The organism is Lysinibacillus sp. FN11 (assembly GCF_024628845.1).
GTDB classification, from domain to species: Bacteria; Bacillota; Bacilli; order Bacillales_A; family Planococcaceae; genus Lysinibacillus; species Lysinibacillus capsici.
Window position 1 is genome coordinate 225,070 of the sequence record NZ_CP102383.1, and the last position, 17,554, is coordinate 242,623.

Consider the following 17,554-nt stretch of genomic DNA (forward strand, 5'->3'; position numbering starts at 1 on the left):
GCTAAAAGATGGAACATAAACAATTAAGCTTCGTTGTGCCCATTAATTTTTTTATTGTTGACATACGATAGGTGAAAATGGAGACGGAGATTTGAGGAGGCTTAGTATGCATTGGATTACAATTATTCTAATAGGAATCGCTGCGAATTTAGATAACTTGGGGATTGGTCTAGCCTATGGTGTCAAACAAGTTAAAATTCCAATTTTATCAAATGCTGTGATTGCTGTTATGTCGATGATTGTCACATATGTCGCAGTAACAGCTGGTAGCACAGTTGTTGAGTATATTTCACCGCATACTGCCAATTTGCTAGGGAGTTTACTACTGTGTGTGATTGGTCTATGGACTTTGATGTCTAATAATTTTTCTAATCAGCGGATAGCAGGAAATCCCGAATTATTTGATGAAGATAAAAATCTAGTGATCTCAACAAGAGAAGCAATGGCACTTGGCTTTGTCTTGTCAGCGAACTGTTTAGCAGGGGGTATTGCAATAGGCGCAAATGGCATCTCAGCTCTTTGGACAGTCATTTCCATCGGCGTATTTTCCTTTATCACAGTTGGAGTAGGAAGTAGATGTGGCTCTTTACTAGCAAAAACGTTTATTGGCAAGCATTCTACAGCCATATCAGGATGGCTACTTATCATGATTGGTATTTTTGAGGTTTTTGCAAAATAATATTTTGCTGCGGCTAAATATCACCAAATATTGGTGATATTCTTTTTATTACATAGAGAGGGGTGTACCGATGACTCGGACATCTTTTTTTATATTTTAAAAATCTATTTTTAATTACTTGACGTAACTAAATTATTAATATATAGTAGGTTACAGAAAGTAATTAAAAACTTTTCATAAGCCAAGCTGTAAACAAATAAGTAACTACAAATGTTTATCCTATCCAATTTTGGGTAACATAAAAGATGTAGTTGCTTCATATTTTAAAATATATCTCGAAATCGAGATAAAATCAACCAATTGGAGGAATTTAAAATGGCAAAATGGAACATTGATTCAGGACACTCAGCAATTAACTTTCAAGTAAAACACATGATGGTATCAAAAGTTAAGGGTGTATTTGACAGTTACTCAGCAGATATCGAAGCAGCAGACCTTGCAGATTTAACAACTGCTACTATTAGTTTTACAATCGATCCAGCGAGCATTAATACACGTAGCGAAGATCGTGATAATCATTTAAAGGCAGCAGATTTCTTTGATGCCGAAAAATATCCAACGATTACATTTAAATCTACAAATATTGCTAAAAAAGCTGGCGATGAATATGCAGTAACTGGTGATTTAACAATCAAAGACGTTACAAAATCAGTAACTTTTGATACAGAATTTAATGGAAAAGGCACAAATCCATGGGGTCAAGAAGTATACGGCTTTGAAGCTGAAACAACAATTAATCGTGAAGACTTTGGTCTAACTTGGAATGCGGCATTAGAAACTGGTGGAGTCCTTGTTGGGAAAGATATTAAAGTAACGGTTGAATTAGAAATTAATCCAGCTTAAAAATAGATAGCTAGGGCATGTTTGAAGTAATCTTCAAACATGCTTTTTATATAGCTCAAAATAGATACTTGTTAATGATGCAATCTAGTAAAAAGAATTTGAGAAAAATTACCAGTAAATAAGTTTCTTGCATATTTTTAGTAATTACTGCATATAAATCATCATATTGTTTTTGGGGGCGATAGGATGAATGTATTAGTGACAGGTGGCTATGGTTTTATTGGCAGTGCAGTAGGTAGGCGTTTTTTTGAAGAAGGTGCAACGGTTTATATTATTGATAATTTAAGTACGGGTCATTTACGGAATGTTGACTTTGAGCATAAATCCTATCTTTTAAATGTTGAGGATGAGGTTTGCGAGCATCTCTTTAAGGAAATAAACTTTGATGTGGTTGTCCATTGTGCAGCGCAAACGAGCGTTCAGCAATCTATCCAGGAGCCAGTAAAGGATATTTTGACAAATATAGTTGGACTTAGCCAAATGCTTTTTTTATCATCCAAGTATAAGGTACAGCACTTTGTCTTTGCCTCCTCAGCAGCTGTTTATGGAGATAGTCACTATCCTCCATTAGAGGAATCAGATGTCTGTGAACCAATATCTATGTACGGATTAAACAAGAGCATTGGCGAAACCTACTGTGAGAAATGGCAAAAAGATTATCGTTTGCCTGTTCTTATCTATAGATTTGCCAATGTTTTCGGGCCAAGACAGCAAATGCAAGGTGAAGCAGCTGTGATTCCAAGTATGTTAAAAAGCAGTATGGCAGGTAAACCATTTACAATTTATGGTGATGGTGAACAAACACGTGATTTTATTTATGTAGACGATATTGCTGATGCTATTTACGCAGGTGTATCTGCACGTTTACAAGGCACGTATAATGTGTCCACTAATGAGGCTTGGTCAATTCACCAGGTCATCCTACTGCTCCAACACTTAAACCATCCACTTGAAATTCAATATGCCCCAGCACGAGAAGGAGATATTGAGCATTCATTTTTAAATAATGATAAATTAGCCAATGCAATTGGTTGGAAGCCTAAAATTTCTTTTGCAGAAGGCATTGAACGTACATTGCACGCGCTACAAAATGAATCATTAGCAGAAATTCAACAAAAAAGTGGATAAAGGGACAATAAAGTAAAAAAGACATATTACATTGCGTAATATGTCTTTTTCTATGTCTATAGTATAATAATTCATTAAAGAAATGGTTGTGGACGGAGGCTTACATATGCTTGTAGATTTTAGAGTAAAGAATTGTTTAAGTTATAAAGATGATACGTTGTTTTCAATGGTAGCTGGAAGTCGCCTACGAAAATGGAAGGATACCCATACAATTCAGTTGGATACACTTCGTCTTGTAAAAAGCGCATTTATTTTTGGTCCAAATGGAAGCGGCAAATCTAATCTTTTTACGGCTATTAAAGTATTACGTTCCTTGCTTTTTAATTTTGAAAACTTAAATAATGTAAAGCAGTTACGTCTACCCTATCAACCGTTTAAGTTAGGAAGTCAGCAAGACAAACCAACAGAGTTTATGATATCGCTTTTTTTGGACGGAGCTTTATATGATTATGAAATTCAGTATAATGCTTCTCAAGTTCTCTATGAACGTCTTGTGAAAACGAACAAGTCACTGAAGGAAGAACTATTTGTCAGACAATGGGATGGTACAGAATATTCTTATGAGACATTTCAAACAGCTTCACAGGAATTGACAAAATATACACGTAATAATACAGCCTTTCTATCAGTATTACATGTTTTTAATGATCTAGATGCTTTAAAGATATTCGATTGGTTTTTACATAAAATTCTTTTCCTAGATGAAGCAAATCGGTTATCAAGTCATCCTCTTATTCGTAAACTTGAAGAGGAGCCGTTTAAAAAGGAAGTGATCAAACTCCTAAAAATTGCAGACCTCTCCATTCAAGATGTCACGGCTAGACGTGTGGAACGCAGAGAGAAAAATACAATTGGCTATGAGTTTGATTCGCCTGAGGTGATTCAAGAAGTAGATATTGATCTACATTATTTATCATTTGATGAAGCAGGTGCACCAATAGGGACAGAAACAATTAATTGGACAATGGATTCTAAGGGCACAGTGCGAATGCTACATTTAGCCTGTGTGATGGTGGATGCTTATAATAAAGGGAAAACCATTTTTATTGACGAATTCGACACAGCCTTCCATGTATCAATTTGTGAGTTTTTAATGGCTATTATGAATAGCAAACGCAATAGCAGTAATCAATTTGTCGTGACAAGTCATGAAATTGAATTACTTGATCAGCCACTACGCTCCGATCAAATTTGGTTTGTGAATAAAAGCTTTAAAAATGAATCAGAACTATACTCCTTATTTGATTTTGCAGATTTACAAAAGAAACGTGGAGATCTTTCTTATGCGAAACGCTATATGAAAGGGGAATTCGGTGCAACGCCTGTCATTAATGAGTATTTATCTGAACAATACTTAGAAGAAACGGAGGTATCTGAGCAGTGAGAGTACGTCAACAAGGGAGCCGAACACTGCGTAAAACTATTTTAATTTATTGTGAAGGTGAAACAGAACGCATCTATTTTGAACAAATGCGTATTTTAAAGCGCTCTAAGATGGTTAGTGTCAAAATAAAAAACGTTAAACGTTCAGCGATCAAGCTTGCCCAACATGCTTATCGAGATTCCAGCTACCAATACTTTGATGAAGTTTGGATTGTTTTTGATAAGGATGATCTAACCGAAAAGCAACTAGAGGAAGTAAATCAATTTTGTGAGGAAAAAAATATTCATATTGCCTATACAAATGAAGCATTTGAATTGTGGTTACTCTTGCATTTTGAGGAAGTTGATAGTACAGAAAAATACCCTCGTGCTGTCCTCAATGACAAAATGGAACAGCACCTTGGTGTCAGTCGGTATTTCCGGCATAAGGCTGATGAATCCATCATAGCCCCCATTGCATTACGGCATGAGGTAGCCATTAAAAATTGCACAGATATGATGGCACTCCGAGAGACAGAGAGCCGTGACAACCCATACTGTAACATACATGAAATGATACGATACATATTTTAAGATTGAGCAGGTTTTCTATTAACAAATAGAAACCTGTTTTTATCTTTACATAAGCTTTGTCGAAATGAAGGCATGTTTCTTTTTTTAAAACATATAGTGTATATGGAGCGAAATTAGTACATGTATGAAAGGGGATTGCGTGGATAACTCAAAGTCGAATCAATCCAAAAATGTAGAAGGAAATCCAAAGGATCATCAATTAGAGCCGTTTCGTGTCGAGAATGAGGGTACGAAAATGACAACGAATCAGGGACTAAGGGTGTCCAATGATGAGGATTCGTTAAAGGCAGGTGTTCGTGGTCCGACAATTATGGAAGATTTTCATCTTAGAGAAAAAATTACCCATTTTGATCATGAGCGTATTCCAGAGCGTGTTGTACATGCCAGAGGTTTTGCAGCACATGGCGAGTTTGAATTATATGAATCCATGTCCGAATATACGAAGGCAAATTTTTTGCAGGATCCGAAAAAGAAGACACCTGTGTTTGTCAGATTTTCGACAGTGGTAGGAAGTTTAGGTTCAATGGACACAGCTCGTGATGTACGTGGGTTCGCAACAAAATTTTATACGGATGAGGGGAATTATGATTTAGTTGGTAATAATATCCCTGTCTTTTTTATTCAGGATGCCATTAAGTTTCCCGATTTAATTCATGCCGTAAAGCCTGAGCCTCATAATGAAATGCCACAAGCAGCCTCCGCACACGATACTTTTTGGGATTTTGTAGCCAGTAATCAGGAAATTGCACATATGGTAATGTGGGTAATGTCTGACCGTGCCATTCCGCGAAGCTTTCGTATGATGGAAGGTTTCGGTGTGCATACATTCCGTTTCGTCAATGACAAGGGAAGATCGAGATTTGTGAAATTCCATTGGAAGCCTGTGCTAGGAGTGCATTCTCTTGTTTGGGATGAAGCCCAGATAATTGCAGGGAAGGATCCAGATTTTCAACGAAGAGATTTATGGGAAGCCATCGAAATTGGAGATTATCCAGAGTTTGAGTTAGGCATACAGATACTAGAACCTGAGGATGAATTTAAATTTGATTTTGATATTTTAGATGCGACAAAGCTTTGGCCAGAGGAACTAGTACCTGTGAAGAAAATTGGAAAGATGACCTTAAATCGCAATGTGGATAATGTCTTTGCTGAAACAGAGCAAGTAGCCTTTCATCCAGGTAATGTTGTGCCTGGCATAGATTTTACCAATGATCCTTTGCTACAAGGTCGATTGTTTTCCTATTTAGATACACAATTGATTCGATTAGGTGGACCAAATTTTGCAGAAATCCCTATTAATCGTCCGATTTGCCCAGTGCATAACAATCAACGTAATGGCTTTAGTCGACAGACCATTAATTTAGGCAGGGTAAGCTATCATAAAAATTCATTAGCAAATAATACACCAGCCACCTCTACTGCAAGAGAAGGAGGATATGTTCATTATGAAGAAAAGGTTGAGGGAAGAATCACGAGAGCGCGTAGTAAATCCTTTGACGATCACTTTTCACAAGCAAGGCTATTTTGGAACAGCATGTCTCCACCTGAAAAACAACACATTATTGATGCCTTTAGCTTCGAAGTAGGAAAAGTGAAAAGTAAATCTGTTCGTCAGCAAGTAGTGGATATGTTTGTTCATGTGGATAAAGTAATGGCTACCACAGTGGCAGACAACGTTGGTGTTAATCGACCTAATGGCGAGCAGTCTAAGGTAACGGCCTCTTCACCTGCACTGAGCCAAGCAAATACCGTTAAATTGCCCTATACGCTGAAAGTAGGCGTCTTAATTGGTGATGGTTTTGATGCAAATGAGGTCGGGGAAGTATTGAAATATTTAACAAGACAAGGTGTGCGCTATAGCATAATCTCTGATCGACTAGGTGTGGTAATAGGGAATAATGGTGTGCAATTAACGGCTACTGACACATTTATCACAACCGATGCCGTATTATTTGACTCGTTATATGTTGTTGGAGTAAAGGCAAGTAATCAGGCGAAGTTCAATACTTATATCGTCAATTATATAAATGAAGCATATCGTCACTTTAAGCCTATAGGATTTGCTGCAACTGGCACAACCTTTTTCAATATGTCGAATGCCAATGTAGGGCCAGGAATCATTTTAGCTACAGGTAATAAAGATTTTCCGAAAAAATTTGTAGCTGCCATTGCCCAGCAACGATTTTGGCAACGAAATATTTATTAAATAGTTCAAAGAGCGTCGAATACTCACGAAAGAGAAACGAATGCTCATAAACTAAACAAATAAGTCAAAGGCCTTTCATTGTAATGAAAGGCTTTTACTATGTCTGTCATTGCATTCAAAATTTGCAAATGATATGGTGATACATGAGGTGAAAATTATGGAAAATTTTGATATTGCTATTATTGGGGCGGGACCTGGTGGCTATGTGGCTGCCATACATGCAGCCAAGAATGGTAAAAAAGTAGCGCTAATCGAACGAGATAAATTGGGAGGAGCCTGCTATAACGTTGGCTGCATTCCATCAAAGATTTTATTGGAACATAGTAAACTTGTGCAGGCAATAAAAAGAGGGAATAGCTGGGGAATAGAAGTACCTAAAGTGGAAATTAATTTTCCTCGACTAATGCAACGGAAAGATACAATAATTCATGAACTACTAACAAACATTGAGCATTATATTATCAACAATCATATAACTTTATATCGTGGTGAAGCTTCAGTCGTAAACGACTTAACGATAACTATCGGGAATGAGACGATAATGGCATCCGATATAATTTTAGCGACAGGTAGTAAACCCTTTGTTCCACGATTCGAAGGATTAGAGACAACTACCTACTATACGACGGACACATTTTTTAATATAGACAAGCTTCCAGCCCAGCTAACGATCATTGGCGGGGGCGTAATTGCCATTGAAATGGCGTTTAGTTTAGCACCCCTCGGTACAAAGGTAACAGTGCTTAATCATAGCGAGGATATTTTACAAACGGAAGAGGCGGAAGCAAGACCGCTGATTCGAGAAAAGTTGAAGAAACTTGGTATTGAACTTGTGACAGATTTTCAATTTGAAAAATTTGAAGGTAATATCATTCATACATCTATAGGATCTTATACATATGAAAACCTATTATTTGCAACTGGACGTCGTCCCAATATAGAAATTGCCGAGCAATTAGGATTAACTTTAGATGGTCGATTAATCGCTGTCAATGAGCATTTTGAAACAAGCCTGCCGAATATTTATGCGATTGGTGACTTAGTGGGTGGTTATCAACTTGCACATTCTGCCAGTGCTGAGGGTATTTACGTTGTGGATTATATTGTAGGAAATCAACCAATACCAATTGATCAAACAAGCATTCCACGTTGTGTTTATACAAGCCCTGAAATAGCTACATTTGGTTTACTAGAAGAGCAAGTCAAAGCGCCGTACATTGTAACGAAAATGCCTCTACAAACAAATCCAAAGTCATTAATGGAGGGGAATACCGAAGGCTTTGTGAAGCTAATTTCATCTAAGGATAATGGGCAAATTTTAGGGGCTTGTGTAGTAGCTGATGGCGCAACAGAAATACTTAATTCGCTATTAGCAACAAAAAATGCTGGTGGTACAGCTCGATCACTTGCACATATGATTTTTCCACATCCTACTGTATCGGAGCATATTGGAGATGTAGCTAAAGCTGTGTTTGGGAAAGCAATACACCAATAAAAAGCTGTTGACATTCTAGAAATTTATGTTAAATTAATTTTATAAGAATACTAGGTATTTAAGTTAACTAGACATCTAGAGGCTTCTATTTTACAAAACGATTGTTCATCGATTTGTAGAATAGGGGCCTTTTTTATAACATTGATAAAAGGAGTGGGCATGATGACAAAAGCAGTCATTATTAACGGAAGTAATTCGAAAAACTCTCGAGTTACCGCCATTCATGAAAAGGTGGAGAATCATTTCATTGCACAAGGAGTAGAGGTTCACTCAAATTATATACATGGGCTCCCAGCTACAGATTTATTAACAGCAAATTTTTCTAGTAAGGAAATACAGTCTGAAAATGAGCATGTTAAGGAAGCAGATTTTATTGTCATCCTTACACCAATTTATAAAGCTTCCTATACAGGTATTTTGAAGACTTACTTGGATCTACTACCGCAAAAAGCCTTGTTCAAAAAGGCTATACTCCCCATTGCTGTAGGCGGTTCGATCAGTCATTTGTTAGCGTTAGAATATGCATTAAAGCCAGTGTTAGCTGTACTAGGAGCCACATCCATTACCAATTCTGTTTACATTGTGGATAAACAAGTTATTCGTTTGGAAGAGGGTGGCTTTGCGATAGAAGAAGAGGCCATCCGTAGACTTGAAGCACAATTAGATCAGTTACAGCAAGTATTCATTGTTAATTAAAATAAATAAAAACGCATTATAGGGGCATCCTATAATGCGTTATTTTTTAATTTCCTTCTGGATTTTCTTCATTCTCCACAGGTATTGTAGAGAGATATAAGAAAGCCTCATCTTGCAATAGCAATATTTTTTCTTCACAAATTCCATGCGATAATGGTCCAGAAAAAATGGACTCCCACCATGTTCCTGTTGTTGTTGTCATTCATCTACGCCCCCGTTTCGGTTTTAATATGTAGTTGTATATTTCCCGAGATGAAAAAACTAAAACATTTCATTTTCACATATTGCTATTTCACCCCCTCGATGTAGAAAGAGGATTTTTGCCTCTCGATGTTGTATCGTATAGACAAAGATAGTTTGTTTCAAAATGAAAAAACTATGTATGCCATTTTAAAAAAGGGGTGCTTTATTGATGAATTTTACGTCACAAGATGTGGAAAATATGATTACAGAGCAACGTCAATTTTATTTTTCCCGTGCTACAAAAAGTGTGAAATTTAGAAAAGAGCAATTAAAGAACTTAAAAACTTCAATTTTGAAATATGAGAAGGAAATATTGAATGCACTTTACTTAGACCTTCGTAAAAGTGAATTTGAGGCGTATGCAACAGAAATTGGCATTGTATTAGATAGTATTTCATATATGGTAAAACATGTAGAGGAATGGATGGAACCGGAAGCAGTCAAAACACCGATACAATATCAAATGGGCAAGAGCTTTATTGTTCGTGAGCCCTATGGCGTAACATTAATTATCGGGCCATTTAATTATCCATTCCAACTTGTAATGGAGCCACTAATTGGTGCCATAGTTGGAGGAAACACTGCAATTGTCAAACCATCAGAAACCTCTGTACACACAGCAGCCATTGTGAAAAAGATCATTGAGGAAACGTTCCCGTCTTCATATGTACGTGTTGTGGAAGGTGAAAAGGAAGAGGTTACGGCTCTTATTCATGCTTCCTTCGATTATATCTTTTTTACAGGTAGTGTGGCCGTTGGTAAAGTAGTAGCAAAAGCTGCTGCAGAACGTTTGACACCAGTTGCTTTAGAGCTTGGTGGCAAAAGTCCAGCAATTGTCGATCAAACAGCAAATCTAGAGGTAGCGGCAAAGCGGATTGTATGGGGTAAATTTACTAATACTGGACAGACATGTGTGGCCCCTGATTATCTGCTTGTACACAAGGACGTTTATGATCGTTTTATGAAAATATTAAAAGAAACAATCCGTTCGTTTTATGGCAAAAACCCTTTAAAAAGCCCTGATTATGGGCGTATCGTCAATTTAAAGCAATTTGATCGTTTACAGCAAATAATTGTGGAAGAACGTGATGCCATTACATATGGTGGACGAATAGATCGGGATGATTTATATATTGAACCTACAATCGTTGAATATGTAAAGTGGACAAGTCCATCAATGCAGGAAGAACTATTTGGTCCTATCTTACCTGTTATGATGTATAATGATTTGCCACTTGCCATTCATCAAATCAGACAATTACCGAAGCCTTTAGCGGCATACTTCTTCTCAGAACATGAAAAAGCTATGCAATACTTTTTGGAAGAATTACCGTTTGGTGGGGGGTGTATTAACGACACCATCACACATGTTGGAAATTTACATTTACCATTTGGTGGTGTAGGTCCATCAGGTGTGAAAGCATACCATGGCAAAGCGAGCTTTGAAAACTTTACTCACCCGAAATCTATCTTGAGGAAATCTTCCAAGCTGGAGACAAATGTGTTATTCCCGCCATATAAACAGAAAGTGAAAATTGTGCGCTCAATTATGAAATAGCTTAACAATGGAGGTATCTTCTGATGCCTCCATTGTCACTATAAGCTTAAGGTGCATAGACAATTGTTCTCTAGATAACTCTTTCTCGTTATGTCGAAAAATGTCGATTGGTGATTATAAATGAAAATTTGAAGAAAACATGATTTTTTCTTCAAATGAAAGCGTTTTCGTTGAAAAAACACAAGAGAGGCATTTTATTTATCATGAAATAAGTAGTAAAATAAGTTCAATAGAACGTGGGGGATTTCACATTGTCGTTTTTTGTCAATTATTAAGAATGATGACATGAGTGTAGAGATTGATTGGAGGACTATGAAATGTATGCAGAGGAATTGTTAAGCGCATTACCTTTGAAAAAAATAATTGGCGTGCTGCCAGATCAGGTTAGCGATATCGTAATAGATTCAAGAAGTGTGCAACCAAATAGCATGTTTGTTTGTATCAAAGGTTATACAGTAGATGGGCATGATTATGCGCAAAAGGCTGTAGATGGTGGCGCAACAATTGTTGTGACGGAACGAGAATTACCGCTAGGAGAGAAGATTGCACAAGTGATTGTGAAAGATACAGATCGTGCAGTAGGTTTACTAGCTGCAAAGTTCTTTGATTATCCTTCTAAGGACATAACGATGATTGGTGTAACAGGAACGAATGGTAAAACATCTGTAACAGGAATTATTCAAAATATAATGCATGGTATGGGCGAGAAATCGGCTTTATCCGGTACAATTGGCTTTAATTTAAATGGAATTTTATATGAATCAGCTAATACAACGAGTGATGCGTTATCGACACAACAAATGATTTTCCGTGCAAAAATGGAAGGCTGTCGATTAATGACAATGGAGGTTTCATCACATGGGTTAGCACTTGGACGTTTAGCAGGTGTTGATTATGATATCGCTATTTTTACGAATCTAACGCACGATCATCTTGATTTCCATGGTACGATGGAGGAATATGGCCATGCAAAAGGCTTATTATTTTCCCAACTTGGACAAGATTTAGAAAAAAATAAATTTGTTGTGTTGAATGCTGACGATGCTTGGTCAGAGAGATATGCTGCAATGACACCATTTCCAGTGTGGACATATGGTTTAAAAAATGAAAATGCTGATTTCCGCGCCATTAACTGTGAGTATCACGACTATATGACATCATTTGACGTGGAAATGCCTGAAGGAATTTATCGTGTAAAAATGAATTTGCTTGGGGAATTTAATATTTATAATGTATTGGCAGCCATGATTGCATTTTATGGTAGGGGCTATTCAATGGAGTCCATTATTGAACAAATTGAGCAACTACCGCCAGTCAAGGGTCGTATGGAGAAAGTATGTTCAGATCTACCTGTGCAAATTTTTATTGATTATGCCCATACTCCAGATGCAATTGAAAAGGCGATTGAAGCAGCGCAACCTTATAAAAAAGGCAAGCTGATTTTCTTAGTTGGAACAGGTGGCAATCGTGATAAATCGAAGCGTCCTGCCATGGCTGAGAAAGCGTCTGCTGCGGAATATGTCATTTTAACGACAGATGATCCTCGCTATGAAGACTATGATAGTATTACAGGCGATCTTGCTAAAGGAATGCTTCATGATAATTATGCTTGTATTGGAGATCGTGCAGAGGCAGTGCGCCATGCGATTGAAATTGCTGAGCCAGGTGACATGATTATTTTTGCTGGTAAAGGTCATGAGGATTACCAAATTATCGAAAATACCAAATTTCCACATAGTGATGCAGAAATTGCGATAGAAGCAGGCCGATTAAAATTCGTGTGATGAAAGCTAAACTCTTAGGAAACCCTTTTAGTTGTAACTAAAGGGTTTTCTTTTTTGAGATTTCATGTAAAAAGGTTGTACGAAAGGCAAGTCTTCTTTTATTATTATTAAGTATGAAAAAAGGAGAATGACGAGATGAATTCAAATTTAGAAAAAGATATACTATCGCGTCGTACTTTTGCCATTATCAGTCACCCTGATGCTGGGAAAACGACGATTACAGAAAAGCTTTTACTTTTTGGTGGTGCCATTCGTGATGCAGGTACAGTAAAAGGGAAAAAAACAGGTAAATATGCAACATCGGACTGGATGGAGATCGAAAAACAACGTGGGATTTCGGTTACTTCATCTGTCATGCAATTCGATTATAATGGTTCTCGTGTGAATATTTTGGATACCCCTGGTCACCAAGATTTCTCAGAAGACACATATCGTACATTGATGGCTGTAGATAGTGCTGTCATGGTAGTGGATGCTGCGAAAGGGATCGAGGCACAGACTTTAAAGCTATTTAAGGTTTGTAAGATGCGTGGTATTCCTATTTTTACATTTATTAATAAGTTAGACCGTCAAGGGAAAGAGCCGCTTGAATTGATTGAAGAGCTTGAAGAGGTATTAGGTATCAATGCATATCCTATGAACTGGCCAATCGGTATGGGTAAAGAGTTCCTTGGTATTTATGATCGTTACAATAAACGCATTGAGCAATTCCGTACAGATGAAGCGGAGCGTTTCTTACCAATAGACGACAATGGGGAGCTTGCTGTAGAGCATCCAATGAAGGTGACTTCTTATTATTCACAAGCAATGGACGATATTTTACTTTTAGATGAAGCGGGGAATGCCTATTCTGAGGAAAAAATACGTCGTGGGGAATTAACACCTGTATTCTTTGGTTCAGCATTAACGAACTTTGGTGTTCAAACTTTCCTTGAAACTTATCTACAATTCGCACCGACGCCGCAGCCAAGAATTACTGAAGATGAACAGTTTATTGATCCTGTGGAGCATGATGAGTTTTCAGGTTTTATTTTCAAAATTCAGGCCAATATGAATCCAGCACACCGTGATCGTATTGCCTTTGTACGTATTGTTTCTGGTAAATTTGAACGTGGGATGAATATGACGTTATCTCGTACAGGAAAGTCATTTAAAGTCACACAATCTACACAGTTCCTTGCAGACGATCGTGAGACAGTAGATGAAGCAGTTGCTGGCGATATTATTGGTTTGTACGATACAGGAACATACCAAATTGGCGACACTGTTGTAGGTGGCAAGAAAACATTCCAATTTGAAAAATTACCACAGTTTACACCAGAATTATTCGTCCGCGTAACGGCGAAGAACGTTATGAAATCAAAGCAATTCCATAAAGGGATTTTACAATTAGTGCAAGAGGGTGCTATTCAATACTATAAAACGCTGCATACAGAGGAAGTTATACTTGGAGCAGTTGGTCAACTACAATTTGAAGTATTTGAACATCGTATGAAAAATGAATACAATGTGGAAGTAAAAATGGAGCCTATTGGTTCGAAAATCGCGCGCTGGATTGAAAATGAAGAGGATGTCAAAGAATCAATGTCATCAGGTCGATCAATGCTTGTAAAAGACCGTTTTGACAATCTTGTTTTTCTATTTGAAAATGAGTTCGCTATGCGTTGGTTTGCAGATAAAAACGAAAACATTCAACTTTATAGCCTTCTATAATCATAAAACACGAATCGACAATTTTGCGATTCGTGTTTTTTTGCAAGGAAAAATGACACTGTTTGTAGAATATATACATTATTAGGAAATATAAATTTCCTTAGAGGTAGTATCTCAATAACGGGAGCTTAATTATAAAATAATCTCCTTTTCGGCTATGATAGAAAGGAAGAGGTAGAAAAGGAGTTTGTTTAGATGAATATTAGTCATTTTTCCATTAAAAGACCTGTCTTTACGATTGTTACTATGCTTTTAGTCATCATACTAGGCGGTGTATCTTTATTAAAAATACCAATTACGTTAATTCCAGAGTTAAATCCTCCTATTGGAGTGGTTGTCACCTCTTATCCTGGGGCAAGCCCGACAGAGGTAAATGAAAAGATAACGAAGCCATTAGAGGCTACACTTGCTACCTTACCTGGTATCAAAAAAATCCAGTCAACCTCACAGGAAGGCTCCAATTTAATTGTGCTTGAGTTCAACTGGTCCGCAAATATGGATGTTGTACAACTTGATATTTTACAGCGAATTGATATGACCCCATTGCCTAATGATGCTGGCAAGCCGAGTTTCCTAAAATTTGATCCTTCTCAATTTCCCATTATTCAGCTATCTTTGCGTGCAGAAAATAATCAAGTAGATGTACGTGTATTAGCAGAGCACTTAGAGAAAGAGCTATTACGGACAGAGGGTGTAGCCAGTGTGAATGTTTCTGGCAAATTGATTGAAGAAATCCAAATAACATTGGATGAAGCAAAGCTAGTTGAAAAAGGCTTGACACAGACAGATGTGATGCAAATAGTTCAAGCGAATAATGTGTCTCTTCCTGGTGAGCCTGTTTCAACAGATGATGGAAAATTGCTAACAACACGTATAGTTAGCACATTATCTTCTCCGGAAAGCATTGCCGACTTAATTGTTTCGGTGGACCCTTTAACAGGCAAATCATTAACCATTGGTGATCTTGCAACCGTTGAGAGGACAGAACAACAATCTATTACCACAACACGTGCAAATGAGCATCCAGCAGTTCTTATGTCTGTATTACAGGAATCTGGTGCAAATACAGCGGAGGTTTCTAAAAATTTCCAAAAATCCTTAGAGGCATTACTAAAGAAAGAACAGTATAAAGGAATCACAGCAGATATTTTAGTTGATCAAGGAAATTATGTGGATTTAGCAATTAGTAATATTGGATCTTCCTTACTCTTAGGTGGATTATTTGCGATGTTCATCCTATTTGTTTTTTTACGTAGCGTAAAGAGTCCGATCATCATTGGTATTGCGATTCCTTATTCCGTTATTGTCACATTTGTTTTGATGTTTTTTGCGAATTTTTCCCTCAATATTATGACATTAGGTGCTCTGGCACTTGGGATTGGTATGCTTGTGGATAATGCCATAGTCGTTATTGAGAATATAGAAAGACATCTAGGACTAGAAAAGGACCCGATTACTGCAGCAAAGGAAGGCACAAAGGAAATAGCCCTTGCCATTACAGCTTCCACTTTAACCACAATAGCAGTATTCATCCCTGTTATGTTCATCGAAGGATTGATTGGTCAAATTTTTAAAGAGTTTGCCTTAACAATCTCGTTCAGCTTAATTGCCTCTTTAGTAGTAGCGCTTACAGTCGTTCCGATGCTAGCAAGTCGACTTTTAAAAATGAAAAACAGTAATTTTTATGTACAACGCAGTAAGTCCCGATTTTATAGGCATTACAAGGCGTCTATTGTATGGGTACTAAAGCATCGAATGCTTATAATACTTTTTACAGTTGTTTGCTTTAGTCTTTCTTTGTTTGGACTGACTAGAATAGGTACTGAATTTTTACCGCCTACAGATGAGGGGTTCACCTCTATAAGTGTCAATCTCGAAAACGGTGTCGCTGTATCAGAAACGGAAAAGATTGTTAAGCAAATTGAGGAACGTTTAAAACAGGAAAAGGATGTAGATGTGTATGTTAGTTTAATTGGCGGTACACAACAATCCCAAGCACGTGGACAAACTAACGCCAATCAAGCTGAGATGTATGTAAAACTTGTCCCATTAGCAGAAAGGCAACGCTCCATTTTCGAATTTGTGGAAGAACTAGAACAAGATATACAGGAAGAGCTTGGAGAGCAAGCTGAAATTACTTTTAATGTATCGACAGCTACAGGTTCGTCACCACACACCTTAACATTCCGTTTAACAGACTCTGATGAAAAGAGGCTACAGCAAACTGTTAAGAAAGTGAAGCAAGAACTACTAGCGATTCAGCAAGTGACAAATGTCTCTACGGATTTAGATATTACTGTTCAAGAGATTCAAATTGAGGTTAATCGTGAAAAAGCAAAAGACTATGGTCTTGCTCCAGCACAAATCGCTCAAACTGTAAATCAAATGACAAAAGGTCAATTAACGTCCCAATTAACTACTGATGACAGCGCAGTATTACCCGTTTATACAGGCTTTGGGCAGTCATTTAATACGAGTATAGATGCTTTAAAAGCCATGCAGCTACGTTCGCCAGCAGGATTATTTGTAAAATTAGAGGAAGTGGCTACTGTTTCTATGCAAGAGGGGCCGGTATCCATTCGTCGTTCTGATCAAGCAGCAGCAGTTGCCTTTTTTGTAGATTATGAAACAAAGGAATCGCTGGGAGGAATCTCAGCAAAAGTAGATAAAGCCTTAGAACAAGTTAATTTACCATCTACTACTCAAGTTGTGTTCAGTGGGGACAGAGAGCTCTATGATAGTGCAATCGATGATATGTTACTAGCTGTGATGCTAGCAATCGTGCTTGTATATATTGTGATGGCAGCTCAATTTGAGTCATTTAAATATCCATTTGTGATCATGTTTACCGTCCCATTAATGATTATTGGTGTTGCGATAGCTATGTTCCTAACAAATACTTTAATTGGTGTAACCTCAGTTATCGGTATCTTAGTGCTAGTAGGAATAGTCGTAAATAACGGTATTGTGCTGGTTGATTATATTAATCAGCAAAAAGCAATAGGCATGCCAGCTTATGAGGCAATTTTACTTGCTACCCAAGATCGGCTACGTCCAATTTTAATGACAGCCTTAACAACTATTTTAGGGCTATTACCACTCGCACTGGGCATTGGAGAAGGGACCGAGATGAATCAGCCAATGGGGATTGCTGTTATCGGAGGGCTTGTGACCTCAACTTTACTGACGCTGTATATTGTACCGATCATTTACAGTTTAATGGATAAAGAAACAAGAAAGATGCATTAGGTTC

Annotated in this window: 13 protein-coding genes; 12 read left to right on the forward strand and 1 reads right to left on the reverse strand. The window is 37.4% G+C overall.

Annotated elements, in window-relative coordinates:
* Window positions 1-106: 106 nt before the first annotated feature.
* The 8 genes from NP781_RS01015 to ssuE all read left to right on the forward strand — a co-directional run bounded on the left by NP781_RS01015 (window position 107) and on the right by ssuE (window position 9,003).
* Window positions 107-679, forward strand: a complete 573-nt coding sequence (locus NP781_RS01015) for a manganese efflux pump (RefSeq protein WP_221679548.1) — start codon at window positions 107-109, stop codon at window positions 677-679.
* A gap of 315 nt (window positions 680-994) precedes the next feature.
* A complete protein-coding gene (locus NP781_RS01020; protein ID WP_221679550.1) occupies window positions 995-1,522 on the forward strand; it encodes a YceI family protein in 528 nt (175 codons plus the stop codon).
* Window positions 1,523-1,708: 186 nt separating this feature from the next.
* A complete protein-coding gene (locus NP781_RS01025; RefSeq protein WP_048392010.1) occupies window positions 1,709-2,650 on the forward strand; it encodes an NAD-dependent epimerase/dehydratase family protein in 942 nt (313 codons plus the stop codon).
* A gap of 106 nt (window positions 2,651-2,756) precedes the next feature.
* Complete coding sequence (locus tag NP781_RS01030) at window positions 2,757-4,034, forward strand: AAA family ATPase (RefSeq protein ID WP_255600426.1); 1,278 nt, start codon at window positions 2,757-2,759, stop codon at window positions 4,032-4,034.
* Window positions 4,031-4,606 (forward strand): RloB family protein, encoded by a 576-nt coding sequence (locus tag NP781_RS01035; RefSeq protein ID WP_016993453.1) that lies wholly within the window; start codon window positions 4,031-4,033, stop codon window positions 4,604-4,606. Before NP781_RS01030 ends, NP781_RS01035 begins: the two co-directional genes overlap by 4 nt.
* A 124-nt stretch (window positions 4,607-4,730) precedes the next feature.
* Entirely contained in the window at window positions 4,731-6,812 is a 2,082-nt protein-coding gene (locus NP781_RS01040; RefSeq protein WP_051145739.1) for a catalase, read from the forward strand.
* A 157-nt stretch (window positions 6,813-6,969) separates the two neighbouring features.
* Window positions 6,970-8,307: a dihydrolipoyl dehydrogenase gene (gene lpdA, locus NP781_RS01045; RefSeq protein WP_257521214.1), complete on the forward strand. Its 1,338-nt coding sequence runs from the start codon at window positions 6,970-6,972 to the stop codon at window positions 8,305-8,307.
* 162 nt (window positions 8,308-8,469) lie between these two features.
* The gene (ssuE, locus tag NP781_RS01050; RefSeq protein ID WP_257521215.1) at window positions 8,470-9,003 is read left to right on the forward strand and encodes an NADPH-dependent FMN reductase; all 534 of its coding nucleotides are present in this window, start codon (window positions 8,470-8,472) and stop codon (window positions 9,001-9,003) included.
* A 46-nt stretch (window positions 9,004-9,049) separates the two neighbouring features.
* On the opposite strand, the gene NP781_RS01055 is transcribed toward ssuE, so the two are convergent.
* Complete coding sequence (locus NP781_RS01055) at window positions 9,050-9,205, reverse strand: hypothetical protein (RefSeq protein ID WP_004224556.1); 156 nt, start codon at window positions 9,203-9,205, stop codon at window positions 9,050-9,052.
* A gap of 210 nt (window positions 9,206-9,415) precedes the next feature.
* Here NP781_RS01055 and NP781_RS01060 point away from each other — a divergent pair, with 210 nt between their 5' ends.
* From NP781_RS01060 to NP781_RS01075, 4 genes are all read left to right on the forward strand, one after another.
* On the forward strand, window positions 9,416-10,804 hold the full coding sequence (locus NP781_RS01060) for an aldehyde dehydrogenase (protein ID WP_257521216.1): 1,389 nt from the start codon (window positions 9,416-9,418) through the stop codon (window positions 10,802-10,804).
* A 317-nt stretch (window positions 10,805-11,121) separates the two neighbouring features.
* A complete protein-coding gene (locus NP781_RS01065) occupies window positions 11,122-12,588 on the forward strand; it encodes a UDP-N-acetylmuramoyl-L-alanyl-D-glutamate--2,6-diaminopimelate ligase (protein WP_257521217.1) in 1,467 nt (488 codons plus the stop codon).
* 135 nt (window positions 12,589-12,723) lie between these two features.
* Entirely contained in the window at window positions 12,724-14,301 is a 1,578-nt protein-coding gene (locus tag NP781_RS01070; protein ID WP_004224564.1) for a peptide chain release factor 3, read from the forward strand.
* Between the two features lie 195 nt (window positions 14,302-14,496).
* A complete protein-coding gene (locus tag NP781_RS01075) occupies window positions 14,497-17,550 on the forward strand; it encodes an efflux RND transporter permease subunit (RefSeq protein WP_257521218.1) in 3,054 nt (1,017 codons plus the stop codon).
* Window positions 17,551-17,554 lie beyond the last annotated feature (4 nt).

Bases quoted from the DNA above. Each gene is read 5' to 3' on its own strand.
- NP781_RS01015 (WP_221679548.1), top strand. From the start codon at position 107: ATGCATTGGATTACAATTATTCTAATAGGAATCGCTGCGAATTTAGAT.
- NP781_RS01020 (WP_221679550.1), top strand. From the start codon at position 995: ATGGCAAAATGGAACATTGATTCAGGACACTCAGCAATTAACTTTCAA.
- NP781_RS01025 (WP_048392010.1), top strand. From the start codon at position 1,709: ATGAATGTATTAGTGACAGGTGGCTATGGTTTTATTGGCAGTGCAGTA.
- NP781_RS01030 (WP_255600426.1), top strand. From the start codon at position 2,757: ATGCTTGTAGATTTTAGAGTAAAGAATTGTTTAAGTTATAAAGATGAT.
- NP781_RS01040 (WP_051145739.1), top strand. From the start codon at position 4,731: ATGAAAGGGGATTGCGTGGATAACTCAAAGTCGAATCAATCCAAAAAT.
- lpdA (WP_257521214.1), top strand. From the start codon at position 6,970: ATGGAAAATTTTGATATTGCTATTATTGGGGCGGGACCTGGTGGCTAT.
- ssuE (WP_257521215.1), top strand. From the start codon at position 8,470: ATGACAAAAGCAGTCATTATTAACGGAAGTAATTCGAAAAACTCTCGA.
- NP781_RS01055 (WP_004224556.1), bottom strand. From the start codon at position 9,205: ATGACAACAACAACAGGAACATGGTGGGAGTCCATTTTTTCTGGACCA.
- NP781_RS01060 (WP_257521216.1), top strand. From the start codon at position 9,416: ATGAATTTTACGTCACAAGATGTGGAAAATATGATTACAGAGCAACGT.
- NP781_RS01065 (WP_257521217.1), top strand. From the start codon at position 11,122: ATGTATGCAGAGGAATTGTTAAGCGCATTACCTTTGAAAAAAATAATT.
- NP781_RS01070 (WP_004224564.1), top strand. From the start codon at position 12,724: ATGAATTCAAATTTAGAAAAAGATATACTATCGCGTCGTACTTTTGCC.
- NP781_RS01075 (WP_257521218.1), top strand. From the start codon at position 14,497: ATGAATATTAGTCATTTTTCCATTAAAAGACCTGTCTTTACGATTGTT.